Source organism: Micromonospora lupini, from assembly GCF_026342015.1.
GTDB lineage: Bacteria > Actinomycetota > Actinomycetes > Mycobacteriales > Micromonosporaceae > Micromonospora > Micromonospora lupini_B.
This window is the reverse complement of the sequence record NZ_JAPENL010000001.1, coordinates 922,888-947,504: the sequence shown is the minus strand read 5'-3', so window position 1 is coordinate 947,504 and position 24,617 is coordinate 922,888. Positions and strand designations below refer to the sequence as shown.

Sequence of the window (24,617 nt, the reverse complement as noted above, 5' to 3'; positions counted from 1 at the left end):
GTTCGATGGCAACTCTTCCGGTACTTCCCCTGACCGACGCCGTGCTGCTGCCCGGCATGGTCATCCCGGTGACCCTCGACCCGACCACCCAGGCCGCAATCGACGCGGCCCGGGCGACCGGCGACCGCAAGCTGCTGGCCGTGCCGCGCATCGACGGCGAGTACGGCCCGGTCGGCGTGGTCGCCACCATCGAGAAGGTCGGCCGGCTGCCCGACGGTGAGCCCGCCGCCGTGGTCCGTGGCCTGTCCCGGGCCCGGATCGGCTCCGGCGTGCCCGGCCCCGGCGCGGCTCTCTGGGTCGAGGCGACCGAACTCGACGAACCCGCTCCCGCCGGCAAGGCTCGGGAACTCGCCCGCGAGTACCGCGCCCTGGTGACCTCAGTGCTCCAGCAGCGAGGCGCCTGGCAGGTCATCGACGCGGTGGAGCGGATGACAGACCTGTCCGAGCTCGCCGACTCGGCCGGCTACGCGCCCTGGCTGACCCTGGAGCAGAAGACCGAACTGCTCGCCGCGCCGGACGTCACCGCCCGGCTGGAGCTGCTGGTCGGCTGGGTGAAGGACCACCTGGCCGAGCAGGAGGTCACCGAGCAGATCAACAGTGACGTCCGCGAGGGCCTGGAGAAGTCGCAGCGGGAGTTCCTGCTGCGCCAGCAGCTCGCCGCGATCCGCAAGGAGCTGGGCGAGGACGAGCCGGACGGCTCGGCCGACTACCGCTCCCGGGTGGAGAGCGCCGACCTGCCGGACAAGGTCCGCGAGGCGGCCATCCGCGAGGTCGGCAAGCTGGAGCGGGCCAGCGACGCCTCACCGGAGGCGGGCTGGATCCGCACCTGGCTCGACACCGTGCTGGAAATGCCGTGGGGTACGCGTACCCAGGACAACACCGACCTGGCCGCGGCCCGGGCGGTGCTCGACGCCGACCACGCCGGCCTGGCCGACGTGAAGGACCGCATCCTGGAGTACCTCGCGGTGCGCAACCGCCGGGCCGAGCGCAACCTCGGCGTGGTCGGCGGTCGCGGCTCCGGCGCGGTGCTGGCCCTCGCCGGTCCTCCCGGGGTCGGCAAGACCAGCCTCGGCGAGTCCGTGGCGCGGGCGCTCGGGCGCAACTTCGTCCGGGTGTCGCTCGGCGGCGTCCGCGACGAGGCGGAGATCCGCGGTCACCGGCGCACGTACGTGGGCGCGCTGCCCGGCCGGATCGTGCGGGCGCTTCGCGAGGCCGGCTCGATGAACCCGGTCGTGCTCCTCGACGAGGTGGACAAGGTCTCCGCCGGTTACGCCGGCGACCCGGCCGCCGCCCTGCTGGAGGTGCTCGACCCGGCGCAGAACCACACCTTCCGGGATCACTACCTGGAGGTCGACCTGGACCTGTCCGACGTGCTGTTCCTGGCCACCGCCAACGTGGTGGAGTCCATCCCCGGCCCGCTGCTGGACCGGATGGAGCTGGTCACCCTGGACGGCTACACCGAGGACGAGAAGGTCGCCATCGCCCGCGACCACCTGCTGCCCCGGCAGCGGGAGCGGGCCGGTCTGACCGCCGACGAGGTGAGCGTCGCCGACGAGGCGTTGGCGCTGATCGCGGGGGAGTACACCCGGGAGGCCGGTGTCCGGCAGCTCGAACGTGGCCTCGCCAAGATCCTGCGCAAGGTGGCGGTGACGCTGGCGACCGACCCGTCGCCGGTACGCGTCGACACCGACAACCTCACCGGCTACCTGGGGCGGCCGAAGTTCACCCCGGAGTCGGCCGAGCGCACCGCCGTGCCCGGCGTGGCGACCGGCCTCGCCGTCACCGGCGCCGGCGGGGACGTGCTCTTCATCGAGGCGACGAGCATGGAGGGCGAGCCGGGGCTGACCCTGACCGGCCAGCTCGGCGACGTCATGAAGGAGTCGGCGCACATCGCCCTGTCGTACCTGCGCTCCAACGGGCGTCGGCTCGGCATCGACCCGAACGCCCTGGCGGGACGCCGGATCCACCTGCACGTCCCGGCGGGCGCGGTGCCCAAGGACGGCCCCAGCGCCGGCATCACCATGGTCACGGCCCTGGCGTCGCTGGTCACCGGCCGGCCGGTCCGCCCCGAGTTCGGGATGACCGGTGAGGTGACGCTCTCCGGTCGGGTGCTGCCGATCGGTGGGGTCAAGCAGAAGCTGCTCGCCGCGCACCGGGCCGGCCTTACCGAGGTGATCATCCCGGCGCGTAACGAGCCGGACCTGGACGACCTGCCGACCGAGGTGCGCGAGGCGCTGACCGTGCACACCCTGGCCGACGTGGCCGACGTGCTCGCCCTGGCGCTGCGCCCGGCCGACGTCCAGGCGCTGGACGGTCCGGCGCTCTTCGCGGTCTGACGTTCCGAGCCCGATGACCCCCGCCGTCCTCTGACGGCGGGGGTCATTGATGGTGGCGCATGGGGGGCTAGAGTCCGCGGGAACCCTCAACCACCTCTCCGCCGCGAGGCGGTGCCCCCGGAGGTAACCCCCGTGAACCTGGTGCTCTGGATCATCCAGATCCTGCTGGCCGTCGTCTTCGCCGGCGCCGGCCTGACCAAGCTGACCCGGCCCAAGGACAAGCTGCGCGACATGATGCGGTGGGTGGACCCGGTCCCGCCGACCCAGGTCAAGGCGCTGGGCGCGGTCGAGATCCTGGCCGCCGTCGGGCTGGTGCTGCCGGCGCTGACAGGCATCGCCACCGTGCTCACCCCGCTGGCCGCCGTCGGGCTGGTCATCGTCATGATCGGCGGAATCCTGGTGCACCTGCGCGACCGGAAGAAGCGCGACACGGCGGCCGAGCGTCGTAGGGAGATCCAGGGCGCGATCACCTGCGCGGTGCTGCTCGTCCTCGCCGCGGTGGTCGCCTGGGGTCGCTTCGGGCCGTACTCCTTCTGAGCCTGAACGCCGGCGACCGTCGTACCCCGGCGGTCGCCGGCGGCGCGCTCAGCGTCCCTCGCCCCCGCGGTCGCGACGAACCGTGGCCTTGCGGCCCTTGATGGTGCTTGAGCGCAGCCCGGAGATCACCTCGTCGGCAACCCCCTGCGGCACCTCCACCAGGGAGAAGCGGTCGGCGATCTCGATCGAGCCGATGTCCCGGCCGCGGATCCCGGTCTCGCCGGTGATGGCGCCGACCAGATCCTGCGGACGGACCCCCGCGCGCCGGCCCAGACCGACGAAGACCTGGACGGTGTTGCCGCCGCCTGAGCGGGGCCGGCCCCCACCGCGCCGGTCGCCGCCCCGGCCACCGGCCTCCGGCCGACCCTCGCGCGGGCCGCGTACCGGCGCCTGCGGGATCTCCTCCTCGTCGTCGGAGCCCGGGGACGTCACCTCGTGCGCCAGCTTCACCGCGGCGAGCGCGACCTCCATCAGGTCGAACTCGTCGGTAAGCGTCTCCACGATCACCCGGAACGGGTCGAGGTCGTCCTCCAGCAGGCTCTCCCGCAGCGCCGCCTGGGTCAACTCCAGTCGCCGCGTACGCATGTCGGCCACGGTGGGGATCTTGTCGATGGTGATCCGCTGGCCGGTCACCCGCTCGATGGTCTTGAGCATCCGGTGCTCGCGGGGCTCGGCGAGGGTGATCGCCACGCCCTCCCGGCCGGCCCGACCCACCCGGCCGATCCGGTGCACGTACGACTCCGGCGCCGACGGCACGTCGTAGTTGACCACGTGGGTGAGCTGCTCGACGTCGAGCCCACGGGCCGCCACGTCGGTGGCCACCAGCAGGTCGGCGGTGCCCGCCCGCAGCCGGCCCATCACCCGGTCCCGCTGCTCCTGGCTCATGCCGCCGTGCAGCGCCTCGGAGCGGTAGCCCCGGCCGTTCATCGTCTCGGTCAGCCGGTCCACCTCCTCGCGGCTGCGGCAGAACACGATCGCCGCCGTGGGCGACTCCACGTCGAGGACCCGGCCCAGCGCCGCCGGCTTGTGCGCGCGCGTCACGATGTACGCGCTCTGCCGCACCCGGGGCGCCTCGCCGGCCACCGTCTGCTCCCGGCCGATCTCGATCCGGACCGGCTCGCGCAGGTGCTGGCGGGCCATCCCGTCGATCCGCGAGGGCATGGTGGCCGAGAAGAGCACCGTCTGACGCTGCGCCGGAGCGTGCTCCAGGATCGCCTCGATGTCCTCGGCGAAGCCCATGTCGAGCATCTCGTCGGCCTCGTCGAGCACCACCGTGGCCAGGCCGCCGAGGCGCAGGGTGCCCCGGGCGATGTGGTCGAGGGCTCGCCCCGGGGTGGCCACCACCACGTCGACCCCGCTGTCCAGCGCCCGCAACTGCCGCCCGATCGGCTGCCCACCGTAGATCGGCAGCACCCGCGCGCCCAGGTCCTTGCCGTAGCGGTGGAACGCCTCGGACACCTGCACCGCCAGCTCGCGCGTCGGCACCAGCACCAGCGCCACCGGGTCTCCACCGTCGCGGTGCGCCGACATCCGGTTCAGCAGCGGCAGCGCGAACGCCGCCGTCTTGCCGGTGCCGGTGGCCGCCTGACCCAGCAGATCCCGACCGTCGAGCAGCGGCGGGATGGCCTCCCGCTGGATCGGGGTCGGCTCCTCGTAGCCGAGGGCGGACAGCGCGCCCAGCAGCTCGGGACGCAGCCCGAGCTCGGTGAAGGCGTACACCTCTTCGGTGTCGGCGGGGGCGGAGTCGATCGGTGCGTCGATCGGTGCGTCGTGCTGTGCAGGTGCGGAACTCATGTGCCAAGCCTTTCATTACCCCGTCGGGGCCGCTGCGCCGACCGGCACAAGAGCACGGTCCGGGTCAGGTGGTGGTCATGATCGCCAGGATCATCATCCCGCCGAGGGCGGCGTCGAGCACTCCGCAGAACTCGGCGTACCCGCGCGGCGCCACCCGGCCGGTGCGGTGGTTGACCAGGTCCCACCCTGAGTGCGCCAGCCACCCGAACACCACCAGCCACGCGGCAGCCCGCCCGCCGGCCGCGACCGCGACAAGCGTCAGGGTCACCCAGGCGGCCAGGCCGGCGAGCTGGATGGCGAGCACGCCCGGCCCGCGCAGCGTCCGCCGGGCCACGCCGATCAGCAGGTACCCGCCGGGCAGCACCAGCATCGTCCACGGGCTGAGCACCGTCGGGTCGACCCACAGGTCCGCGGTCAGCAGCAGCGCGAGTCCGGCCGGCCAGCGGCGGGCGAGCGCCACCACTGCCGGGTGTCGGCGTATCACCGCCTGTGGTTCGTGCCGGTGGCGCAGCGCCACCAGCACCATGGCCGGCACCATCAGCAGATGACCGCCGAGCAGCAGGGCGTCACCGTCCAGCAGACCGGCCCAGAACGGTACGACCAGCAGCAGGAACGGGACGTACATCGCGGCGGCCATCTCGGCCACCCCGCGCCAGTGGTGCGCCCGGTAGCGCATCCACATCGTCATTCCGACTGTCATGTTCGTGGCCATCACCAGGGCGGCCACCTCCGGCCGGGCCAGTGCGCCGGCAACACCCAGGACCGTGCCGGCCACCTCCCAGAGCGGCCCGAGCAGCACCATCCCGGCGACCATCGCCAGGGCCATCTCGGCGAGATGCCACAGCAGCCGCCGCCGGGTGCCGTGGGAGGGCGCCGGCTGCGCGGTGGCCAGTGACCCGTGCTGCCGTACGGAGGTGGTGGTGTCGGCGTACATCGGTGTCTTCTCCATGCCGTTGACCCTGCCGGCGTTCCGGCGTGAGGGGCAGGCGCGTCCGTCACGGGAAAGCTGTGCGGGGCGCACGGTCCGACCGTGACAACTCGCACGGGTGGGCCGTGCGCGGGCCGGCCCTAGGATCGACGCGTGGCGAGCGAGGCGGTGACATCCCGGGCGGACCGCCGGCTGCACAGGGCCCGGCAGGCGACGCTGCTGTCGCTGGCCACAGGTGTGTGGGCGACTGTGCTGCTGCCCGCGGTCGGCCTGACCCGGGAGCCGGACCGCAGCCGCGTCGCGCTCGGCGCGGTCGGCATCCTCGCGTTCGTGGTCGCGCAGACCGCAGTGCTGTACGCGGCGGTCACCCCGTGGCTCGCGCAGCGGTGGCGACTCCGCGCCCAACTCGGTCTGATCGTCGTGGCGGCGCTGACCGTGCCGCTGGTCGCCCCGGTCGCGGCCGGTGTCTGGCCCACCTGGGCCTGGATCGGGGCCGCCCTGGTGGGGATGGCCCCGTTACTGGTCCGCCTCCCGGGCGCACTGGCGGTCACCGCGGGCACCCTGCTCGTGTCGGCGGCCGTGGCCTGGTGGACCGGTGGCTCCGTGGGCCGGAACCTGGCCGTGACGGGCGGGATCGGGGTGGGCGTGGCGGCGGTCAACTGGTTCCAGGTCTGGTTCTGGGGTCTGCTCGTGGAGGCCCGGCAGGGCCAGGCCGCCCAGGCTCGACTGGCCGCCGCCGAGGAGCGGCTGCGCTTCGCCCGTGACGTGCACGACGTGCTGGGGCACCACCTCACCGTGATCGCGTGGAAAGCCGAACTCGCCGCCCGACTGGCGCCTGTCGACCCGGAGCGGGCCGGCCGGGAAGCCGCCGAGACGCAGCGACTCGCTGCCTCCGCCCTGGCCGAGGTCCGCGAGACCGTCCACGGGTACCGCGCGGTCGACCTCGGTGAGCAGTTGGCCGCCGTCGCGGGGGTGCTGCGATCCTGCGGGGTGCGCTGCACCGTGCAGCCACCACCTGTCGACCTGCCACAGTCGGCCGCCACCGAGCTGGCGGCGGTGCTGCGCGAGGCGGGCACCAACGTGCTGAGGCACAGCCAGGCCCAATGGTGTCGCATCCACATCGACCGGGAGGGCAGCGTGGCCAGAATGACTGTCACCAACGACGGCGCCGACGACCGGGGCCCGGACGAACACAGCCACGGCCTGCGCGGCGTCGCCGACCGGATCGCCGCGGTCGGAGGCGAGCTGCGGGTGCACCGTGAGGACGCGGTGTTCACACTCGACATCACCGTTCCGTGGCCGTCGTGATCCGCGTCCTGCTCGCCGACGACGAGGACCTGATCCGGGTCGCCGTCGCCGCGCTGCTCGACCTGGAACCGGACATCGACGTCGTGGCCCAGGCCGCGGACGGGCCCTCGGCGGTCACCGCGACGCTCGCGCACCGCCCGGACGTGGCAGTCGTGGACCTGGAGATGCCCGGCCTGGACGGCATCGCGGTGGCCGCCGAGCTGACCCGCGTCCGACCCGACTGCGCGGTGGTGGTCCTCACCGGACACGGCCGGCCGGGCCACCTGCGGCAGGCGCTGACCGCCGGCGCGCGAGGATTCCTGCCCAAGGGAGCGCCGGGTAGCGCGCTCGCCGACGTGATCCGGCGGGTGCACGCCGGCGGCCGGTACGTGGACCCATCGCTGGCCGCCGACGCGCTGACCCTGCCGCCGTGCCCGCTGACCCCTCGGGAACTGGAGACGTTGCGGCTGGCCGAGTTCGGCGCACCGGTCGCGGTGATCGCCCGCCGGGTGCACCTGTCCACCGGCACCGTCCGCAACCACCTGTCCGCGGCCGTGCAGAAGCTCGGCGCGACGGACCGGGCCGAAGCGGTGCGTACCGCCCGCGACAGCGGCTGGCTATGACCCTTCGACTGTCCTCTTTTGTCTCCGGGGCCTTGATCCACTCCAGGTCGCCGATGTGGGGCTGTTCCGGGCCGTGGATACCGCCACGTCGCCGAGATGGAGTCGCTCACCAGCAGTTCGGACTTACTCGCCCGGGCCACGTATCGCACCTCCACTGGATGTGCCCGCCTTCGGTCTGGGCAGTGTCAGCCGATGAGGGCGACGGTCACCGGCTCTCCGACCACGCTTCACGGTGCGTAGGGCCAGCGGCTGCCCGGGCGGCCCGTTCGATCTGCGCACGTCGGGCTGCCCCGATGGCCGGGTCGCGCTGAGCGTTGGGATCCCAGACCGCTATCCCTGTCGAACCGTCGAGCTGTTCGCGCAGGATGTCGGCGTGTCCGGCATGCCGGCTCGTCTCGGTGAGAATGTGCACCATGATGGCGAACAGCGTGACCTGCGGGCGTGGCCACCAGGGCACGTGGCCGGTCGCATCGAGGGGAAGGGCGTCGATCGTCGCGTCCGAGTGGGCCCACACGCGGCGGTAGTGGCCGATGATCTCCTCGCGAATCTCGTGCTCGGTGGCCCACATGTCGTGGTCATTGGCGTCGGTGTCGTCCCAGCGGGCCAGTGGTTCAGGAAACGGCCGCCCGAAGACTTCACCGAAGTATCGGGCCTCCCAAGCCGACAGGTGTTTGACCAGGCCGAGAAGATTGGTGCCGGTCGAGGTCAGGGGACGGCGGATGTCGTACTCGTCGAGCCCTTCGAGTTTCCAGAGGACCGCCTCGCGTATATCCCGCAGATCGCTGTGCAGGTACGTCTTCGCAAAGTCGTCGATCACGGATCGTGAGCCTGCCACGTGCCCACGACTGCCTCAAGCCCGTCAGCGCTCAGGCCGGCCTCGGGTCGGTGCACCGGGCAGCCGTCGGCGATCTGCTCTGGACTGGTTTGACGGAGACCGGCGGCGGGGCAAGCAGCCCTGCACCTGGGACGTGGTGAGGCGTCCCCGGACACGGAGGTCGTGATGCGCTGGTTGCTCATCCTTGTGATCGTCCTGCTGGTGATCGGCGCGATCTGGCTGCCCCGCCGAGCGCGGGGAGCTGGCAGGTCTCTGCGCAACCGCCTTGACGAGCGGCGCTGATCCGACGTCCTCCTGCTCTCCGGAAGCTGATCTCCGTCGGTCGGCGCCAGGCCTCGCCGTGAAGATCAACGTCGCCAGTTGACCAGATACTGCCTCACGGCGGTGGTGGGCTGCCTGATTCTCAGTGCGGTGGCGGGGCCAGTCACCCCGTACCGCCGGGGTCGGTGACGCGTTCCCGCTAGCGTGTCGGGGTGCGTACGGTGGAACTGGTCTGCTCAGCCGGGTTGGACACCGCGATCCGGACGGCCTGGAGTCGGTTGGCGGCCGCCAGGTTGCCCAGCCTCGCCCGCAACATCCATCCGACAAACCGGCCTCATCTCACCCTTGCCGCCGTCGACGAGTTTCCGGCAGGCGTCGAACACCGCCTGGTCGAGGTGCTCGACGCCGCGCTGCCGGTGCCTGTCACGCTCGACCGGGTCGTCGTCCTCGACGGCAGCGCCCCGCTGGTCTGGCTCGTGCGACCCACACCGGCGCTGACCGCGCTGCACGCCGCGGTCTGGGACGTCCTCGCCGAGGCCGCGGGGCAGCGCCCCTGGCACGCCCCGGGAGCGTGGGTGCCGCACCTCAGCCTGGCGCTGCGGTTCCGCGACGCGGACCTGCGGCTGGCCCGCGCCGTGACCGGTGGCCAGCGCCCGACGGGCTCGTTCGACGCGGCTCGCAGCTACGACGGCACGGGCCGGACGGTGACCCCACTGACCCGCCAACAGCCTGGGCGGATGGCCGAAAAGTGGTGAGGGGCAGCCACGACGTTCAGCCGCGCGATGGAGGTGTTGCGGGAGTCGGTGCTGTCGCATACCGGCGCTGACCTGGTCTTTTGTTCGCTGTACGGCTTATGGTGGGCGTGCCTCAGCGTCGCGGCGTGGATGCTGTTCTCGTTTCGCGTTGACCTGAGCGCACATGCATTCTTCCGGGCCGTCGAGGCGTTGACGGGACTGCTTCTTCCGCCCGCCGGCACTGGTTCGACGGGTTGGACCGTGCGGTCGGAAGGAAGGAGCTGTGACAGTGAACAGCGAACAGCCGACCCCGCGGAGCCTCGACTCGGCCGAGGACCTGCAGCACGTGGTGGAGTGGCGGATGGAGCAGCGTCTCAATGCCCTCGAACGGTTGATCGACGCCAAGCTGGTGAACCTCACCACCAAGATCGATGCGCAGGCGGCGCAGGTCGGGATGGCCCTTGTGTCGGCCGACAAGGCGGTCACCAAGGCGGAGGCCGCCACCGAGAAACGCTTCGAAAGTGTCAACGAGTTCCGGCAGACCCTCTCCGACCAGACAAAGACCTTCATCGCGAGGGTCGAGTTCGAGGTGGTGCGGGACGGCCACGCCAGGCAGATCGCCGATCTGGCCAGTCGACTCGACAAGATCGAGGGCAAGGGGGTCGGGCTCAACGCCGGCTGGATCTACCTGGTCGGCGGGCTGACCGTCGCCGCCACGGTGGTGGGCCTCGTCGTGGCGCTCGCCTAGGCCGTGCTTCCGGTGGCTGCCTGTCGTGTCGATGTGCTGGTGAGCGGTATACCTCAGAGGTATGAATATGACTCTGAGGTATACCGCTGACGACCGCGTCCGCCCCCACGGAGGACACCGACTGTCACCGCCGGCCGCCGGCTGCGCCCACCGCCCCAGCCAGGCTGAGGAATTACTCGGCTAGCTGCTCCCGCCGCCATCGCCGCCCCGGCGCCCCCGGGCCGTCCGGAACCCCCCGGGATCAGCGGTAGAAGCGCAGGTAGTCGAACTCCGCGGTGACCGCCGGGTCGGCGCCGCCGTGCGCGACGAGCCCGATCCGGGGGGTGGTGTCGGCCGGGAACGTCCACACCGCACCCCACGTCCAGGTACGTCCGTCGCGGCTGGACCCGGCCCGGAACTCGTGCTCCCCGGTGGCCCGGTCGATGTGGTGCGCCAACCGGAGCCAGGTGATGGTGGCCGGCGTGCCGACGATGCTGCCGCCGTACACGGGCTGGCCGGCGAAGGGCAGCTCGTAGCCGTACTCGACCTGCCGGGTGTTCCAGATCGCCACCTGGGCCAGCCGGGCGAACCGGTCGTCGTCGACGTAGGCGACCAGGCCGGCCTGCTGGTAGTTGCGGACGGTCTCCTCTCCCAGGTCCAACGTCAGCTTCGTCTCGGCGACGTAGTCGCCGCTCGGGGCATCGCGCAGCAGCACGCCCGCCGTGTTGCCGGTGCCGGTCAGGTCGGCGGACTGCACGGGCCAGCGCAGCGCCCCGCCGACGACTGTTGCCGCCGGGTCCGCGCGCACCCACTGCCAGCGGTCGTCGAGCCCGTCGCCGAACTCGTCGGAGTACGCGGTGAGGCGTGGGCCGACCCGGGGCTCGGGCACGGCCCGCTTCGCCTGTTGGTACAGCCGCGCCACGCTGACGTTGTCGAACTCGGCCGTGCCGCCGCCGGCAGTCAACCCGGGTCGGCCGGCGACCGGGCGGTCCAGCCGCAGCGACACCACGGCGAGTTGGTCACCGAGGCGGGCGGGGCTCAGCTCGGCGGTGAGCTGCTGTCCGCGTACCTCGATGGCCAGGTTGTGTCGGTTGCCCAGGTCGAGCCCGGCGGGTAGCGGCGTGCTGGCCTGGCGGCGGCCGTCGCGGGCGACCAGCCGGCCGGCTGTCGCGTCCACCCGGGCCTCGACCCGGTCACCGAGGGTGACCCCGGCGCTTGTCGCGCCGGTGAACCGCAGGTCGGCCTCCGCGCGCACGTCCGGACCCACTGTGGTACGGCTGGTGAGCGTGCCGCTGCCGTCGAGCCTGCCGTCGGCGACCCGCCACTGGCCGGCGCGCTGCCAGCCGGCGAGGCTCGCCGTGTCGAAGCGCTCGTCGACGCGACCGGTCGTGACAGGTGCGGGCCGGGTGCCCTCGGACGGGCCGGCGCCGGCGTTCACCGCCGGCCAGCCGTCGATCCAGTCCAGCCGGTCGAGCAGCATCGGCCGCTCGTTGATGCCGAAGGGCTCGTCGAGGTACGGGTCGGCGCGGTCGAGGGCGTGGTAGACCATCCAGTCCTGACCGGACAGGTCGGTGAGGAACCCGTTGTGACCGGTGCCGATCCAGCGGTTGCCGTTCTGGGTGAGCACCGGCGTGCCGCCCGCCCGGGACGCGGTCAGGGCGACGCCCTCGCGGTCGGTGAACGGGCCGCGGGGGCTGCGCGCACGACCGACCTGGACGGAGTAGCCGGTGGCCGGGCCGGCGCAGCAGTTCGCCGTGGACGCGAACAGGTAGTACCAACCGTCGTGGCGCAGCACGTAGCTGCCCTCGAACTTGTTGTCGATCGCCACCGGCGTCGGCGTGCCGACCGCGCGCAGCCCGTCCGGGCTGAGTTCGGTGACCGAGATGCCGCCGTAGTAGCTGCCGTAGTAGAGGTAGCTGCGGCCGTCGACGTCGGTGAACTGGCTCGGGTCGATGGTCCACAGCCAGCCGCCACCGCCGCCGGGGCGCGGGGCGACGACCGGCTCGTCGGCGAAGGTCCACGGCCCGGTCGGAGTGGGGGCGGTGGCCGCGCCGATGGCGTAGTCGTTGCCCTCGGTGGAGACTGTGGTGTCGGTGACCGTCACGTACATGACCCAGCGGTCGCCCAGGCGGCGCACGTCGGGCGCCCAGTACGCCGCGCCGGGCGCCGCGTAGGACGGGCGCTGGTCGGGGCCGAACGCGTCGCCGACGTACGTCCAGTCGACCAGGTCGGCCGAGCGGGCGGTGGGCACCCGGTGGAACACGCCCTCGCCCTCGTGCAGCGGGTCGGTGGTGCCGTAGGCGTACCAGAGGCCGTCGTCGCCCCGGACGACGACCGGGTCGGCGAAGGTGTCGCCGACACCGACGGAGACCGGGTTGCGGTAGCGGGACGGGCCGTCGGATCCGGCGGCCGACGTGGACGGGGGCACGGCCAGGAGCAGACCGAACGCGGCGGCGAGCGCGCCGCCGCGGCGGAGATGTCGCATGTGGACCTGCCTCGGGGGAGTGGGCGGTGTGCCCTCCGTTCTTACAACGTTAGATACAACGTTGTAAAGAGTGCTGGGCGCTCGGTGCGCTGCGGAGCTGATGCACCGACGGCATCAGCTCCACAGGGCCACCCCTCGCCTCCGGCTCCCGTCGAGGGCGTCCCCACGCGGGAGCGCCCTTCCGGGGTGAATCGGAGGATTGTTCGGTCTGTGCCCGGTCCCGATGATTACGGTGTGTTCAGGGCGATCCACCCAGCGCCGTGACCGGAGAAGGGACCCCGTCATGCGAGTGCCCAGCCGTAGTCCGGGCCAGCAGCCCGGACCGCCCGCGTCGCCCACCGCCCCCGCCCGCCGCCGGCCACCCAGCGCCACCGCCCGCCGGCCGGCCACCGCCGCGCCCGACCTCGCCGCCTACCGGGCGGCCGTGGCCGACCTGCTGGTCGAGGTGGGGGCCCTGGCCGACGCCACAAGCACCCGGGCCCGGCAGGTGCTCATCGACGAACGGCTGCGTGAGCCGGCCCTGGCGGCCGTGCTCGACGCCACCCCGCAGGGCCTGCTCGGCGCGCGCGAGACGCTGCTGCTGGAGATGGCCCGCTACCAGCCGAACGAGCGCACCTCCGCGCGGGACCTCACCGCGCTGGTACGGATCTACCTGCTCTCCCGCATCGACGTGCTGTGGTGGCAGGACGCCCCGATCTTCGTCACCGACGACCAGGTGAACTGCAGCACCGACCTCGTCGACCTGGAGTGGCTGCGCCGCCGGGACCTGCTGCGCTTCCGGTACCAGGAGCAACCCGCCACCGTCCTGGGCCGCGCCGTGCGCGGACTGCGTCGGCGACTGCGCCCCGACGCGAGCCCGCACACCGCCGGCCTGCTGTTCCGTCGGGCCCGCCGGGAGGTGGTGGCCCTGCTCAACGAGCTGGGCCGCGAGTTCGCCGCAGCCGCGCCGCCGGCCACGCCGCCGCTGTGGGTGACAAGCCTCGTGCGCAGCACCGAGCACCAGTACCGGCTGCGCCGCCTGGGCTACGCCGCGATGCTGCCCAGCGGACACTGCCTCGGCTACTCGGCAGACGTCGAGCTGACCTGGTTCGACCGGTTCGGCGCGCGCGACACCCTCGCGGAGCTGCTGCTGGCCCGCCAGAACGCCGGCGAGCTGAACGTGATCGACGAGGGGCAGGCCTGGCACCTGTGTCTCGCACCCACCGCCCGGCGGCGTCTGCGCCGGGCGTACGAGGCCGAGATGGGGGTCTGAGCCCGTGTGCGGCATCGCGTTGAGCCTCGGCCCCGAGGCCGACCCGGCGACCTTCCGGCGGATGCTCGCCGTCCTCGCCCCGCGCGGCGAGGTCACCGAGACCCGCTCCGAGCGGGGGCTGCTCGCCGGCACCCGTCGGCTGCGCGTCGTCGACCGGGACCGGGCGGTGCAGCCCTGGACCTCGACCGACGAGCGCTGGCTGCTCTGCTTCAACGGCGAGATCTTCAACCACCGGGAGTTGCGCGCGCAGCTCACCCGGCTCGGGCTGGTGTTTCGCACCGACAGCGACACCGAGGTGCTGCTGGCCGCGTTCCAACAGTGGGGCGAGTCAGCCGTGACGCGGCTGCGCGGCGAGTACGCCTTCGCGATCGTCGAACGCGCCACCGGCCGGGCGTACCTGGCCCGCGACCCGCTCGGGGTGAAACCGCTGTACTGGTCCCGGCGACCCGGCTGCCTGTACCTCGCCTCCGAGGTGAAGGCGCTCGTCGGGCACCACGCCCCGGTCGCCGAGGTGCCGCCCGGACACCACGGCTGGGCCGAGCCGGACGGGCCGGTGCGGCTGCGCCCGTACGTCGACCTGCTCACCATCGGCGCGGGTCTGCCGGTCATCGACGACCCGGACGAGGCCACAGTGCTCGTCCGGGCCGCCCTGACCGACGCCATCCGGATGCGTGTGGAGACCGACCTGACCGTCGGGGTGGTGCTCTCCGGCGGGCTGGACAGCTCGTTGACGCTGCGGCAGGTGCGCGACATCCACCCGGACTGCGTCGCCGTGACCGTCGGCGTGCCGGACAGCCCCGACGTGGCGTACGCCCGGCGGCTCGCCGCCGACCTCGACGTGCCGCACGTGGTGGTCGAGCTGCGCCCCCGCGACATCCGGCTGGCCGACGTGCGCGAGGCCATCCGGATCTCCGAGCTGACCGAGTACGGCGACATCATCAACGCCGTCGTCTCGGTGCCGATCTTCCGGCGACTGCGCGACCTGGGCGTCAAGGTGGTGCTCACCGGCGACGGCTCCGACGAGCTGTTCGGCGGGTACCCCATGTACCGCCAGGTCGACCCGATCGCGTCGCGCCGGCTGTTCCTGCACCGCATCCGCAACCTCTGTCGTACGGAGTTGCAGCGGGTCGACCGGACCGCCATGGCGCACGGCGTGGAGGCGCGGGTGCCGTTCCTCGACCTCAGCGTGGTGGAGTTGGCGATGCGGCTGCCCCTGGACCTGAAGGTGCGCGACGGCCAGGAGAAATGGATCGTGCGGCGGGCGTTCGCCGACGTGCTGCCCGACTACGTCCTGCGCCGGCCGAAGAACCCCATGTCGTACTCCACCGGGCTGCACGAACGGGTCCGGCTCTACAAGCCGCTCTTCGCCCGGATGCACAGGTCGTTCGGCTACGACCTGCTGGAACCGGTCCGCCGGGACTTCGACACCGTCCTGAGCCGCTGCGGCAACGACCTGGACCGGGCCATCGCCGACGGGATGAACCGGCCCGACTACACGGTCCTGGAACACGCCCGCGACCTGGTCGGGGCGGCGAAGTGGAACGCCGCGCCGATGGTCCGCCGGCTGGTCGGCCCGCGCCCGCCCCGCCGCTGAACCCTCTCGAACACGCTTGACTCTGACACCGTGTCAGGGACGAGCGTGAGGGGACCATGTTCACCATCGGAGACTTCGCCCGACTGGGCCGCGTGTCGGTGCGGATGCTGCGCCACTACGACAGCATCGGCCTGCTCCGCCCGGCAAGCGTCGACGCGCACAGCGGCTACCGCTCCTACCGGGCGGACCAGCTGCGTCGGCTCAACCGGGTGATCGCCCTCAAGGACCTGGGTCTCACCCTGGACCAGGTGCGGGCGATCCTGGACGACGCCGTCGACGTGGCCGAGTTGCGGGGCATGCTGCGGTTGCGTCGCAGCCAGCTGACCGCGCAACTGGCCGCCGACACTGCCCGGCTCGCGGCCGTCGAGGCGAGGCTCCGCATGATCGAATCGGAGGGTCGGATGACCACCCAGGACGTCGTACTCAAGGAGATCGCGCCGGTTCGCGTCGCGGAGCTGACCGCCGTCGCGCCCAGCTACCAGAGCCAGGACATCGGTCCGGTGATCCAGCCGCTCTACCCGGAGCTGTTCCGCCGGCTGGCCGAGACCGGGATCACGCCGACAGGCCCGGCCATCGCCTGGTACGAACCCGCCGCCGACGACGACGGCGACGAGGTAGTCGTGCACGCCGGGGTGACCGTCGGCGCCGGCGTCTCGGCAGGCCCCGACCTGGTGGTACGCGAGCTGCCCGCGGTGGGCACCGCCGCGACGATCGTCCACCATGGCGCGATGGACGACGTCGAGCAGAGCATCGAGGTGCTCGCCCGCTGGATCGAGGCGAACGGCTACCGCACCGACGGATTCGCCCGCGAGGTGTACCTGGAGTACTGCCAGGACTCCCCGGAGCAGGGCGTCACCGAACTCCAGCTCACCGTCGACCGCGCCTGACCGCAGGCTGCCGTCGCGCCGTCTATCTGACGGCGCGTACGGCAGTCGGGTTTTGGACAGCCCCGCGTCCACGGGTAGATTTTCCCACCACACATATGGCCCCTGAGCTGGGAAAACTGGTAAAACTGAAATAGAGATGCGTCGCTCAATACGCGAAAGTCATTTCGCGAGTGACGGTCGATTTCACCAGTCGCCCTGCGGCCGGGGGCACCAGGCGCGTGGCCACCGTGGACAGATCCGGTCGCCCGCCTTCTTCCTCCATCCGTTGTGGGCCTCGTCCCCCGGAGAGGGAGAACATCGATGTCCCCACTGCTCCGCGCCCGTCCACGGGTCGTCACCGCGTGCGCCGCAATCCTGGCGCTGCTCGTCAGCCTGCTCGTCGCCCCGACGGCAGCCTCGGCCCGTGCCCCGAGTCGCACACCCACAACCGCGTCCGCGCCGGTCACCGCGCCGGCCGCCGCACTGGAGCGGGTCGCCGTGGCAGCCGCCCCGGCGCAACCACCTGCCGCTCCGGCGACGCCCACCGCGTCCTGGCGGGCCGGCACCGCGACTGTGCACTGGAAGGCGCCGGCCGACCGCGGCTCGGCCCTCACCGGCTACGTGGTCACCGCCTACCGCAACGCCAAGAAGGTGAAGACGGCGACCTTCGACGCGTCGAAGACCAGCCAGAAGGTCGAGGGTCTGACCGCGAAGGGCACCTACACCTTCACCGTCGCCGCGAAGAACGCCGAGGGCACCGGCCCGGCCAGCAAGGCGTCCAAGGGTGCCAAGATCATGGCGTTGCCGGGCGCGCCGACCATCATCGCGGTCACCGCCGACACCGCCACGGCACTGATTAGCTGGAAGCCCGGCCCGAACGGCGGGTCACCGATCACCAACTACATCGTCACCCCCTGGGTCAACGGCGTACGGCAGCCGGCCCAGACCTTCGGGGCGTCCACCACCAACACGGTCACCGGCCTGTTCCCCACCACCGCCTACCGGTTCACGGTGGCGGCCCGCACCGCCGAGGGCGTCGGCCCCGAGTCCGTCCTTTCGGACGAGGTGATCGCCAACGTCTCGCCGACGCTGCTGTTCGACCACCCGAACGACGCGACGGTCGGCATCGCGTACACCGCCACCCTGAACATCACGCACGGCGTGCCGCCCTACACCTGGAGCGTCGACTCGGGCACCCTGCCGCCCGGCATCTCGCTCAATCCCGTCACCAACGGCATCTCCGGCGTGCCGACCACCGCGGGCGTCTACCCGGTGGTGATCCGGGTCGTCGACGCGGACGGCGAGACCGGCACCAGGCTGATCACCCTGGTGGTCAACAAGGCGCCGATCCTGAGCTTCCCGGCGCCGCCACTCGGTGAGGTCGACGCGCCCTACTCCGAGCAGCTCAACGTGATCGGCGGCACCGGGCCGTTCACCTGGTCCCTGCCCTCCGGGACGCTTCCGCCCGGCCTGACCCTCGAACCGACGACCGGCCTGCTGTCCGGCCGGCCGACAACTGTCGGCGCGTACCCGTCGACGGTCCGGGTGACCGACGCCAACGGCTTCGCCGCCAACCGGGCGATCCGGATCCTGATCCAGCCCAAGAGCGTGGCCACGCTGAGCGTGTCCACAAATGCCATCAACTTCGGCAGCTCGGTGCAGTTCCAGGTCATCGTCGGCCCCGGCGTCGCCGAGGGCAGCGTCACCCTCATCGACGAACTGCCAAACGGGGTGGAGACCCCACTGGGCACCTTCCCGCTGAACCTGAACGTGGCCACCTTCCAGGTCTACGTGCCGGCGTTCGGGCACAACCAGTTCCGGGCGCAGTACGACGGGACCGGGCCGCTCGGCGAGGCGGTGTCCAACGAGGTCGCCATCGAGGTCTCGGCCGCACCGCGCCAAGTGGTCATCGACCAGTTCGCGCAGTCCGGCATCAGCGGCATCGCCGACCAGTTCGTCTCGATCGTCAACGGCACGGCGATCAACCTGCCGATCGCCGGGTTCAAGGTCGAGGCGCCCGGCGGACTGTCCATCACCATCCCGGGCAGCGCGCGGCCGCTGCCGCCCAAGCGGGGCTACCTGATCGCGGCCACCAACTACTCCCTGTTCAACATCCAACCCGACCTCATCGTCCCCAGCCTCGGTCAGGGCGGTTTCCGGCTCGTCGCACCGGACGCGGCGCACACGGTCACCGACCGGGCCGGGTCGACGGCGGGCTTCTCCGAGGGTCCGCCCCTGCCCGCCTTCAACTCGCCGCCGTTCGTCCCCTACGCCTGGAACCGTCTGCGCATCGGGGGCAACCTGAAGGACACCGCCAACAACGTGGCCGACTTCCGGCTGGTCGCCACCGTGATCGGGCCGATCAACGGGGTACCGTCCACCCTCGGTAGTCCCTCACCGCAGAACACGCTCGGCACCTACCAGCAGAACGCGGCGGTGCAGTCGACGCTGTTCGACCCGAACGTGGCCGTGTCGGCCCCGCCGAACCGGGTCCGCACCGCGACCAGCCTGGTGATCCGGCGGACGCTCACCAACAGGTCGTCCGCGCCGATCACCCAGGCCCGCATCCGGATCACGTCGCTGAGCGCGGAGAACGGCGCACCGTACCCCGGTGGGTCGTCGCCGCAGGTGCACTCCAACCTGCGGTTGGTCAACCCGACCAACGCGACCACCTCGATAACCATCAGCGACGGCCGGACGCTGCTGGTGCGCAACCTGTCCATGGACACGCCGGCGACCAGCCCGCCGGGCGGAGGGCTGGGCACCACCCTGACGATCCCCATCGACCTGGGTGGGCTCGCGCCGGGCGCGTCGATCCACATCGCGCTGACCCTCGCGGTGGACACACCCGGATCGTGGTGGCTTGCGTACGACGTGGACGCGCTCGGCGGGGGCGTCGTCCCCACTGTCGCGGCGTCGGCGAAGGGCGAGAAGGCGGCCAAGCAGCGCGCGGCGGAAGCCGAGCGGCTGAAGGAGTCGCAGAAGCTGACAGTCGAGCGCGGCACGCTGCGCTGACGTTCAAAAGATGAGGGTGCGGGTGGCGCGTCACCACGAGCGCCACCCGCACCGTCGCACCGCCAAAGGTCGTTGACCAGCGCATGAACGGGGGAACCATGCCCACATCCGGTCGAGCGGCCTACGGGCTGCGGGTGCACGGGTTGGACGAGGTCGCCGACCTCCCGCCCGCCGACGCCGCCGCACCCGGCTGGCCCGCGGTACGGATCCGCCAGTGCGACACACCCCCACCACCGCCGGTGCCGTTGGACGACCGGCGGGGCACGAGAGTCCTCGCGGACGGGCGTACCCTCGCCGTCGACCGGGAGCACGGCACCGCGACCTTCTACGGCCCGCCGCTCACCCCGGACGTCCTGGCCCACCCCTACCTCGCGCCGGTGGCGACCACAGTCAACAGGTGGGCCGGGCGGGAGGCGTTCCACAGTGGCGCCTTCGTCCTGGCCGGTCGCGCCTGGGCGGTGCTCGGCCCGCGTACCGCAGGAAAGAGCAGCCTGCTCGCGGCCCTGGCCGCGCGGAGTGTGCCGGTGCTGGCCGACGACATCCTCGTGACCGACGGCGTCGCCGCGTTCGCCGGCCCGCGCTGCGTCGACCTGCGGCAGCCCGTGCCGGGGGTCACGCTGCCCACCCGGCGGGTGCGCGCCGGTGACCGGCTGCGGGTCGGGCTGCCCCCGATCGCGCCTCGCGTCCCGCTCGGTGGCTGGCTGTTCCTGCGCTGGGGCGCCGCGGTGGGCCTGACCCGGCTGCCGCAGACGGTCCTGCTGGCCCGGCTCGCCGGCCTGCGGTCGTTCGGCGAGTTGCCGTCCGATCCGGTGGCGCTGCTGTCGATCGCGGCTCTGCCGGGATGGGACCTCACCCGACCACGCGACTGGGCCGTCCTCGACGACACCCACCGGTTGGTCGCCGAGACGATCGCCGCCGGCCGGGCCGTGGGGTCGGCCCGGTGACCGGCATGTCGGAGGCGGTGCGCTGCCTGAGCCTCGACACGGCCGCCGTGACCCTCAGCGCGGCGCTGGCCGAGCGCGGCGTCGACACCGTCCTGCTCAAGGGCCCAGGGCTGGCCCGGCGGCTGGGCCAGGAGCGGCACCGCGTCTACACCGACGTCGACCTGCTTGTCGCCCCGGCGTCGTTCGACCGGGCGCAGGCGGCACTTGCCGACCTCGGCTGCCGCAGCGCCCTCCCCGAGGGTCGCCCCGACCACCGTTCGCACTGGTACGAGCGACCGTGGCTGCTGCCCGGCCCGCTGCCGCGCACCGTCGACCTGCATCGCGGCTTCCACGGGGTGAGCGACCCCGACGCGCTCTGGACGGTGCTGTCCGCCTCGGCGGAGCGCATCGCGCTTGCCGGCGGCACGCTCGCCGTACCCGACGAGGCGGGAGCGGCTCTGCTGGTGGCGCTGCACGCCGCCGCGCCGGGGTTGTCCGACCGACCGCGTGCCGACCTGACGCGGGCCGTGGAGGTCTTCCCCACCGAGACCTGGCGGGCGGCGGCCGACCTCGCCGAGAGGACCGGGGCCGTCGCGTCGTTCGCGCTCGGCCTGCGGCTGATCCCGGCCGGCGCTGCCCTGGCCGCCACGCTGGCCCTGCCCGGGCACCGCTCGGCGGCGCTGTGGCTGCGGGCCCACCGCGCGTCGCCCGGCGCGGTGGCGCTGGCCCAGCTCGCCGAGCTGCCCACGCTGCGCGGCCGGTTGCGGCACCTCGGCCCGCGCCTGTTCCCGACGCCGGCGTCGATGCGCCACGCCAGTCCGCTGGCCCGGCGCGGCCGGGCCGGGCTGCTGGTAGCGCACCTCACCCGGCTGGCCCGCAACGCCGGCCGGCTCCCTGGCACGCTTGCCGAGGTGCGCGAGGCGCGACGCCGCAACCGCGGCTGACCGGCCTCCCTGCGTCAGGGCCGCACCTCCACGCCGACGTCGGACCCCGTGGGCGGATTCGTGGGCCCGGTGCCGCCCGCCCGCTCGGCGGGGTACGCGGCCAGCCAGAGCTGTTGCACCAGGCTGGCAGTGCCGCCGGGGATCGGCCAGCGCGACCAGAGGTCCCGCAGCCGGTCCGGGTCCACCAGGTCGGTGTCGGCGCCGGCGCCGTCCCACGTACGGACGAACTCCCGCGTCGGCTCCCGGAGGAACACCTCACGGAACCGTGCCTTGCGGCGCGGTGCGATGACCTCGGCCGGCAGGGCGTCCCCGACGATCTCCGCGAGCAGGGCATCTCGCCCCACCCCCCGCCGGTCGCCGCCGGAGTGGGCCACCGCGGCCAGGAACCCCTCGTCGAGCAGCGGCTGGATCGCCACGGCCTGATGATCGCCCGCCATTCGGGACAGCGCCGAGCAGGTCAGCAGCAGGTCTCGACGGCGGGCGTGCCAGGCGATCCGGTGTCGCAGCAGGCGCGGCTCGGCGCGTTCCTCGGCCCGGTACGCCCGCTGCACGTCGCGGGCCACCTCCGGGCGCAGCCACCCGAACTGCTCCACCGGCCCCTGCCGCGTCCGCACGTCGTGGCGCAGCCACCACAGGCGGGCGCGCAGCGAGGTCGCCTGTGGACGGCGCCACCCGGCCAGGATCTGGTCCCCGCCGCCCCCGGTGAGCAGCGAGCCGCCGCCGGCCAGCTCGGCGAGGGGTAGGTGCAGGTGCAGGTTTACCGGATGGACCACCCCGTAGCGGCGCAGCAGTCGGCGGGCGACAGGCCCCACCAGATCCAGCTCGTCGTCGGCCCGCAGGATCTGCCAGGAACCGTCGAGCCGCAGCGCCCGGATCACCCGTTCCTGCCAGTCGGACTCGTTGGCCCGGGGCGCCCCGGCGAACCGCCAGGTGACCGGCACCGGGTCGGGCAGGCCCTCCCGGCGGGCGGCGCGGACGGCGACCGCCAGGACCAGCGACGAGTCCAACCCGCCGGAGAAGCTGACCAGGCATGGCGGCCGGGCCAGGCCGGGCAGCACTGCCGCGTCGAGCGCACCGAGCGGGCCCGGCAGGCCGGTCGGCGTGGGTCGACGCGGCGATACCGGGGCGACACCCAGCACCGTTCCGGTGGCGATGTCGAACGAGGTCGGACGGAGCACTGTCACCTCAATCGCGTTTCAGGGCGCCCCGGCGCGCGGCGACGCGCAGCGCCCGGCCGAAGGCCCAACTCGATGCCGGCAGCAGCAGCGCGGTGGCCCCGAGCAGCGCTCCGGCCGACCACGTCCAGTGACCACCGGTGAGGGCGGCGCGCAGGCCGTCCAGGGCGATCCGGCTGGGCAGCACCGCGGTCAGCGCCGGCAGTGGGCCGGGAAGCTCGGACACCGGGAAGTACGTGCCGGACACGAAGGACAGCCCGACGACGACGAGCCGGGCGGCGCCGTCGCCGTGCCCGACCGCGATGGTGAACGCCGCCAGCACGATACCGACGCCCATCATGGCCGCGCTGCCGGCGACAAGCACCACAGTCACACCCCACCAGTCGGCGTGTTCGGTGCGCAGGCCGAGCACCGTGGCGAGGATCGCCAGGTAGACGCCGGAGCGCAGCAGCACGAACAGGAACGGGTAGCCCGCGGTCCCGATGGCCAGCGCGGGAACCGGGACGGGCTGCGCCGCCAGCAGCTCAAGGGTTCCACTGCGCTGTTCCCGGATCACACGGCCGGTCAGTTGGGTGCTGGCCGCCTGCAGGACGAGCAGGAAGGTGATGCCGACAGCCACGAAGTCGAAGTAGCTGGGCGAGCGGGTCAGGTCGGTGCCGGTGGCAGGCGTCAGCACCCGGGAGATGAACAGGAAGACGACAAGGTTCACGACGCCGAAGGCGACGTCCAACAGCAGCGGCAGCCGAAACTGACGCGGGTCGCCGAGATCGCGACGGACCAGCGCGAGGACCATGCCTACCGCGGTGGCCCCACCCCTCCCGCCGGCTCCGCCCGCCCGGCGGCCGCTGGCGCGGGTGGCGGTGGCGGCGGTCGGCGTCATGCCGCCGCCGCGAGCGTCAGGGCGGTCCCGCACCGGCGTCGGTCGTCGGCGTGGTGCGAGGCGATCACGCAGGTCAGCTCGGGTCGCCGGTCCAGCGCCTGCCAGAGCAGCAGCCGGGAGGGGTCGTCGAGCGACCGGCTGGGCTCGTCGAGCAGCAGCAGGGCGGGCGCGCCCACGAGGGCCCGCGCGATGCTCACCCGGGCCCGCATTCCCGCCGAACAGCGCTCCACCGGAACTGTGGCGTAGCCGGTCAGGTCGAGTTCCTGCTCAAGGCCGGCGACGGCCGGGGCGACGGCCCGCCGGGGCAGGCGGAGCCGGGCGACGAGGGCCAGATTCTCCCGCGCCGACAGTTTCTCGTACAGGCCCTGCTCGGGTGCGAGACACACACCTGTCAGACGTCTCGCGGGCAGCGATCCGACGGGGTGGCCGCCGACGGTGGCCTGCCCGGCGCTGAGGGTCAGCGTGCCGGACAGGCACCGCAGCAATGTGGTCTTGCCGGATCCGTTGCTGCCGCCCAGAAAGACGCGCGCGCCCGAGGCCACGTCGAGGTCGAGGTCCGTGAAGATCACCCGACGGCCGAACCGACGCTGGGCCCGACGGACGGTGAGCATCGGCGGTGTTCCCACTGCCGAGGACCGGTCAGAGCGAGCCGTCGCCTCCGCCGCCCAGCCCGTCGTCCGGGCCCACCGTGCCGCCCTTGGTCAGCTCGGCGAGGGTGCCGAGGCGCCGGATCGTCGGCGGCCGGTAGTCCGGCACTGCCGTCTCGGTGGTCTCCAGCTCGCGGTGCGCTGTCATGGGTACTCCCTACTCGTATGGGTCCTGACCAGGATAAACGGTCATCCGGCACAGTATGGCGACAACACGACGACAAGGCCGAAAACGCGCACCAGCGCCAGGTCCGATCGCCGCCAGCATCGCCGCCGCCACCGGACCAGGCTGGACGCATGACGACCACCGCCACCTTCCGCGTCCACGCCGTACCGGCCTCGGCCCTCGACCTCGTCCGTCGTACCGGCCGCGACGCCGCAGGCCACCCCGTCGAAGCGTGCCTGGCCGGCGGCGGGGAACCGCTGCGCTGTTGCCTGCGCGACGCCGAGGCGGGGGAGGCGCTGCTGCTGTTCGGCTACGCCCCACCGATCGACGCCGCCGCGTACCGGGAGATCGGGCCGGTCTTCGCGCACGCCGCCGCCTGCCCGGGCCCGGACCACGCCGGTGGCCACCCGCCGGCCTGGCGGGGGCGTCCCCAGGTGCTGCGGGCGTACGACCGGCAGGGACGGATCTGCGGCGGCCGGCTGCACGACGGCACCGACCCGGAGGCGGTGATCGCGGAGCTGTTCGCCGACCCGCGGGTGCGCCAGCTACACAGCCGCAACGTGGTCTACGGCTGCTTCATGTTCATCGTGGAGCGGGCCGCCGGCTGA

At 72.7% G+C, this 24,617-nt stretch carries 22 protein-coding genes; 14 read left to right on the top strand and 8 right to left on the bottom strand.

Features of this window, described 5'->3' with window-relative positions:
• Positions 1 to 5 precede the first annotated feature (5 nt).
• The gene (gene lon / locus OOJ91_RS04400; RefSeq protein ID WP_266242753.1) at positions 6 to 2,336 is read left to right on the top strand and encodes an endopeptidase La; all 2,331 of its coding nucleotides are present in this window, start codon (positions 6 to 8) and stop codon (positions 2,334 to 2,336) included.
• A 132-nt stretch (positions 2,337 to 2,468) separates the two neighbouring features.
• Positions 2,469 to 2,873, top strand: coding sequence for a DoxX family protein (locus OOJ91_RS04395; RefSeq protein ID WP_266242750.1), 405 nt, complete (start codon positions 2,469 to 2,471; stop codon positions 2,871 to 2,873).
• A gap of 48 nt (positions 2,874 to 2,921) precedes the next feature.
• Here OOJ91_RS04395 and OOJ91_RS04390 read toward each other — a convergent pair whose 3' ends face one another.
• Together OOJ91_RS04390 and OOJ91_RS04385 are read right to left on the bottom strand one after the other, a co-directional pair.
• Complete coding sequence (locus OOJ91_RS04390) at positions 2,922 to 4,667, bottom strand: DEAD/DEAH box helicase (RefSeq protein WP_266242748.1); 1,746 nt, start codon at positions 4,665 to 4,667, stop codon at positions 2,922 to 2,924.
• A gap of 64 nt (positions 4,668 to 4,731) precedes the next feature.
• The gene (locus OOJ91_RS04385) at positions 4,732 to 5,616 is read right to left on the bottom strand and encodes a hypothetical protein (protein ID WP_266242746.1); all 885 of its coding nucleotides are present in this window, start codon (positions 5,614 to 5,616) and stop codon (positions 4,732 to 4,734) included.
• A 132-nt stretch (positions 5,617 to 5,748) separates the two neighbouring features.
• On the opposite strand from OOJ91_RS04385, the gene OOJ91_RS04380 reads away from it, so the two are divergent.
• Together OOJ91_RS04380 and OOJ91_RS04375 are read left to right on the top strand one after the other, a co-directional pair.
• Positions 5,749 to 6,903 (top strand): histidine kinase, encoded by a 1,155-nt coding sequence (locus OOJ91_RS04380; protein ID WP_266242744.1) that lies wholly within the window; start codon positions 5,749 to 5,751, stop codon positions 6,901 to 6,903.
• Entirely contained in the window at positions 6,900 to 7,505 is a 606-nt protein-coding gene (locus OOJ91_RS04375) for a response regulator transcription factor (protein WP_266245255.1), read from the top strand. The genes OOJ91_RS04380 and OOJ91_RS04375 overlap by 4 nt, the downstream gene beginning before the upstream one ends.
• 205 nt (positions 7,506 to 7,710) lie before the next feature.
• On the opposite strand, the gene OOJ91_RS04370 is transcribed toward OOJ91_RS04375, so the two are convergent.
• A complete protein-coding gene (locus OOJ91_RS04370; protein ID WP_266242742.1) occupies positions 7,711 to 8,322 on the bottom strand; it encodes a DinB family protein in 612 nt (203 codons plus the stop codon).
• A 183-nt stretch (positions 8,323 to 8,505) separates the two neighbouring features.
• Between OOJ91_RS04370 and OOJ91_RS04365 the strand changes: the two genes are divergently transcribed.
• The 3 genes from OOJ91_RS04365 to OOJ91_RS04355 all read left to right on the top strand — a co-directional run bounded on the left by OOJ91_RS04365 (position 8,506) and on the right by OOJ91_RS04355 (position 10,083).
• Positions 8,506 to 8,622 carry a twin-arginine translocase TatA/TatE family subunit gene (locus OOJ91_RS04365; protein ID WP_266242740.1) on the top strand — a complete coding sequence of 39 codons (117 nt, stop codon included), beginning with the start codon at positions 8,506 to 8,508 and terminating at the stop codon, positions 8,620 to 8,622.
• Positions 8,623 to 8,813: 191 nt separating this feature from the next.
• Positions 8,814 to 9,356 carry a 2'-5' RNA ligase family protein gene (locus tag OOJ91_RS04360; RefSeq protein ID WP_266242738.1) on the top strand — a complete coding sequence of 181 codons (543 nt, stop codon included), beginning with the start codon at positions 8,814 to 8,816 and terminating at the stop codon, positions 9,354 to 9,356.
• A gap of 268 nt (positions 9,357 to 9,624) precedes the next feature.
• Positions 9,625 to 10,083 (top strand): hypothetical protein, encoded by a 459-nt coding sequence (locus OOJ91_RS04355; protein WP_266242735.1) that lies wholly within the window; start codon positions 9,625 to 9,627, stop codon positions 10,081 to 10,083.
• 241 nt (positions 10,084 to 10,324) lie between these two features.
• Here the strand turns inward: OOJ91_RS04355 and OOJ91_RS04350 are convergent, their stop codons facing one another.
• Positions 10,325 to 12,547 carry a family 43 glycosylhydrolase gene (locus OOJ91_RS04350; RefSeq protein ID WP_266242732.1) on the bottom strand — a complete coding sequence of 741 codons (2,223 nt, stop codon included), beginning with the start codon at positions 12,545 to 12,547 and terminating at the stop codon, positions 10,325 to 10,327.
• A 283-nt stretch (positions 12,548 to 12,830) separates the two neighbouring features.
• On the opposite strand from OOJ91_RS04350, the gene OOJ91_RS04345 reads away from it, so the two are divergent.
• From OOJ91_RS04345 to OOJ91_RS04320, 6 genes are all read left to right on the top strand, one after another.
• A complete protein-coding gene (locus tag OOJ91_RS04345; RefSeq protein ID WP_266242729.1) occupies positions 12,831 to 13,799 on the top strand; it encodes a hypothetical protein in 969 nt (322 codons plus the stop codon).
• 4 nt (positions 13,800 to 13,803) lie between these two features.
• Positions 13,804 to 15,393, top strand: coding sequence for an asparagine synthetase B family protein (locus OOJ91_RS04340; protein WP_266242726.1), 1,590 nt, complete (start codon positions 13,804 to 13,806; stop codon positions 15,391 to 15,393).
• A 56-nt stretch (positions 15,394 to 15,449) separates the two neighbouring features.
• Positions 15,450 to 16,280, top strand: coding sequence for a MerR family transcriptional regulator (locus OOJ91_RS04335; RefSeq protein WP_266242724.1), 831 nt, complete (start codon positions 15,450 to 15,452; stop codon positions 16,278 to 16,280).
• Positions 16,281 to 16,580: 300 nt separating this feature from the next.
• On the top strand, positions 16,581 to 19,274 hold the full coding sequence (locus OOJ91_RS04330; RefSeq protein WP_266242722.1) for a fibronectin type III domain-containing protein: 2,694 nt from the start codon (positions 16,581 to 16,583) through the stop codon (positions 19,272 to 19,274).
• 98 nt (positions 19,275 to 19,372) lie between these two features.
• Positions 19,373 to 20,218, top strand: a complete 846-nt coding sequence (locus OOJ91_RS04325; RefSeq protein ID WP_266242720.1) for a hypothetical protein — start codon at positions 19,373 to 19,375, stop codon at positions 20,216 to 20,218.
• 5 nt (positions 20,219 to 20,223) lie between these two features.
• Positions 20,224 to 21,141, top strand: a complete 918-nt coding sequence (locus OOJ91_RS04320) for a nucleotidyltransferase family protein (protein ID WP_266245254.1) — start codon at positions 20,224 to 20,226, stop codon at positions 21,139 to 21,141.
• 14 nt (positions 21,142 to 21,155) lie between these two features.
• Here the strand turns inward: OOJ91_RS04320 and OOJ91_RS04315 are convergent, their stop codons facing one another.
• Genes OOJ91_RS04315 through OOJ91_RS04300 form a run of 4 tightly spaced genes read right to left on the bottom strand, consistent with a single transcriptional unit; the run spans position 21,156 to position 23,991 of the window.
• Positions 21,156 to 22,319: an asparagine synthase-related protein gene (locus OOJ91_RS04315; RefSeq protein ID WP_266242718.1), complete on the bottom strand. Its 1,164-nt coding sequence runs from the start codon at positions 22,317 to 22,319 to the stop codon at positions 21,156 to 21,158.
• Positions 22,320 to 22,326: 7 nt separating this feature from the next.
• Positions 22,327 to 23,196, bottom strand: a complete 870-nt coding sequence (locus tag OOJ91_RS04310; RefSeq protein ID WP_266242716.1) for an ABC transporter permease — start codon at positions 23,194 to 23,196, stop codon at positions 22,327 to 22,329.
• On the bottom strand, positions 23,193 to 23,807 hold the full coding sequence (locus OOJ91_RS04305) for an ABC transporter ATP-binding protein (protein WP_266242713.1): 615 nt from the start codon (positions 23,805 to 23,807) through the stop codon (positions 23,193 to 23,195). The genes OOJ91_RS04310 and OOJ91_RS04305 overlap by 4 nt, the downstream gene beginning before the upstream one ends.
• A 28-nt stretch (positions 23,808 to 23,835) precedes the next feature.
• Positions 23,836 to 23,991: a lasso RiPP family leader peptide-containing protein gene (locus OOJ91_RS04300; protein ID WP_266242711.1), complete on the bottom strand. Its 156-nt coding sequence runs from the start codon at positions 23,989 to 23,991 to the stop codon at positions 23,836 to 23,838.
• 149 nt (positions 23,992 to 24,140) lie between these two features.
• Between OOJ91_RS04300 and OOJ91_RS04295 the strand changes: the two genes are divergently transcribed.
• Positions 24,141 to 24,617 (top strand): DUF1203 domain-containing protein, encoded by a 477-nt coding sequence (locus OOJ91_RS04295; protein ID WP_266242709.1) that lies wholly within the window; start codon positions 24,141 to 24,143, stop codon positions 24,615 to 24,617.

Bases quoted from the DNA above. Each gene is read 5' to 3' on its own strand.
- lon (WP_266242753.1), top strand. From the start codon at position 6: ATGGCAACTCTTCCGGTACTTCCCCTGACCGACGCCGTGCTGCTGCCC.
- OOJ91_RS04390 (WP_266242748.1), bottom strand. From the start codon at position 4,667: ATGAGTTCCGCACCTGCACAGCACGACGCACCGATCGACGCACCGATC.
- OOJ91_RS04385 (WP_266242746.1), bottom strand. From the start codon at position 5,616: ATGGAGAAGACACCGATGTACGCCGACACCACCACCTCCGTACGGCAG.
- OOJ91_RS04365 (WP_266242740.1), top strand. From the start codon at position 8,506: ATGCGCTGGTTGCTCATCCTTGTGATCGTCCTGCTGGTGATCGGCGCG.
- OOJ91_RS04350 (WP_266242732.1), bottom strand. From the start codon at position 12,547: ATGCGACATCTCCGCCGCGGCGGCGCGCTCGCCGCCGCGTTCGGTCTG.
- OOJ91_RS04345 (WP_266242729.1), top strand. From the start codon at position 12,831: ATGCGAGTGCCCAGCCGTAGTCCGGGCCAGCAGCCCGGACCGCCCGCG.
- OOJ91_RS04335 (WP_266242724.1), top strand. From the start codon at position 15,450: ATGTTCACCATCGGAGACTTCGCCCGACTGGGCCGCGTGTCGGTGCGG.
- OOJ91_RS04330 (WP_266242722.1), top strand. From the start codon at position 16,581: ATGTCCCCACTGCTCCGCGCCCGTCCACGGGTCGTCACCGCGTGCGCC.
- OOJ91_RS04325 (WP_266242720.1), top strand. From the start codon at position 19,373: ATGCCCACATCCGGTCGAGCGGCCTACGGGCTGCGGGTGCACGGGTTG.
- OOJ91_RS04320 (WP_266245254.1), top strand. From the start codon at position 20,224: ATGTCGGAGGCGGTGCGCTGCCTGAGCCTCGACACGGCCGCCGTGACC.
- OOJ91_RS04310 (WP_266242716.1), bottom strand. From the start codon at position 23,196: ATGACGCCGACCGCCGCCACCGCCACCCGCGCCAGCGGCCGCCGGGCG.
- OOJ91_RS04305 (WP_266242713.1), bottom strand. From the start codon at position 23,807: ATGCTCACCGTCCGTCGGGCCCAGCGTCGGTTCGGCCGTCGGGTGATC.
- OOJ91_RS04300 (WP_266242711.1), bottom strand. From the start codon at position 23,991: ATGACAGCGCACCGCGAGCTGGAGACCACCGAGACGGCAGTGCCGGAC.
- OOJ91_RS04295 (WP_266242709.1), top strand. From the start codon at position 24,141: ATGACGACCACCGCCACCTTCCGCGTCCACGCCGTACCGGCCTCGGCC.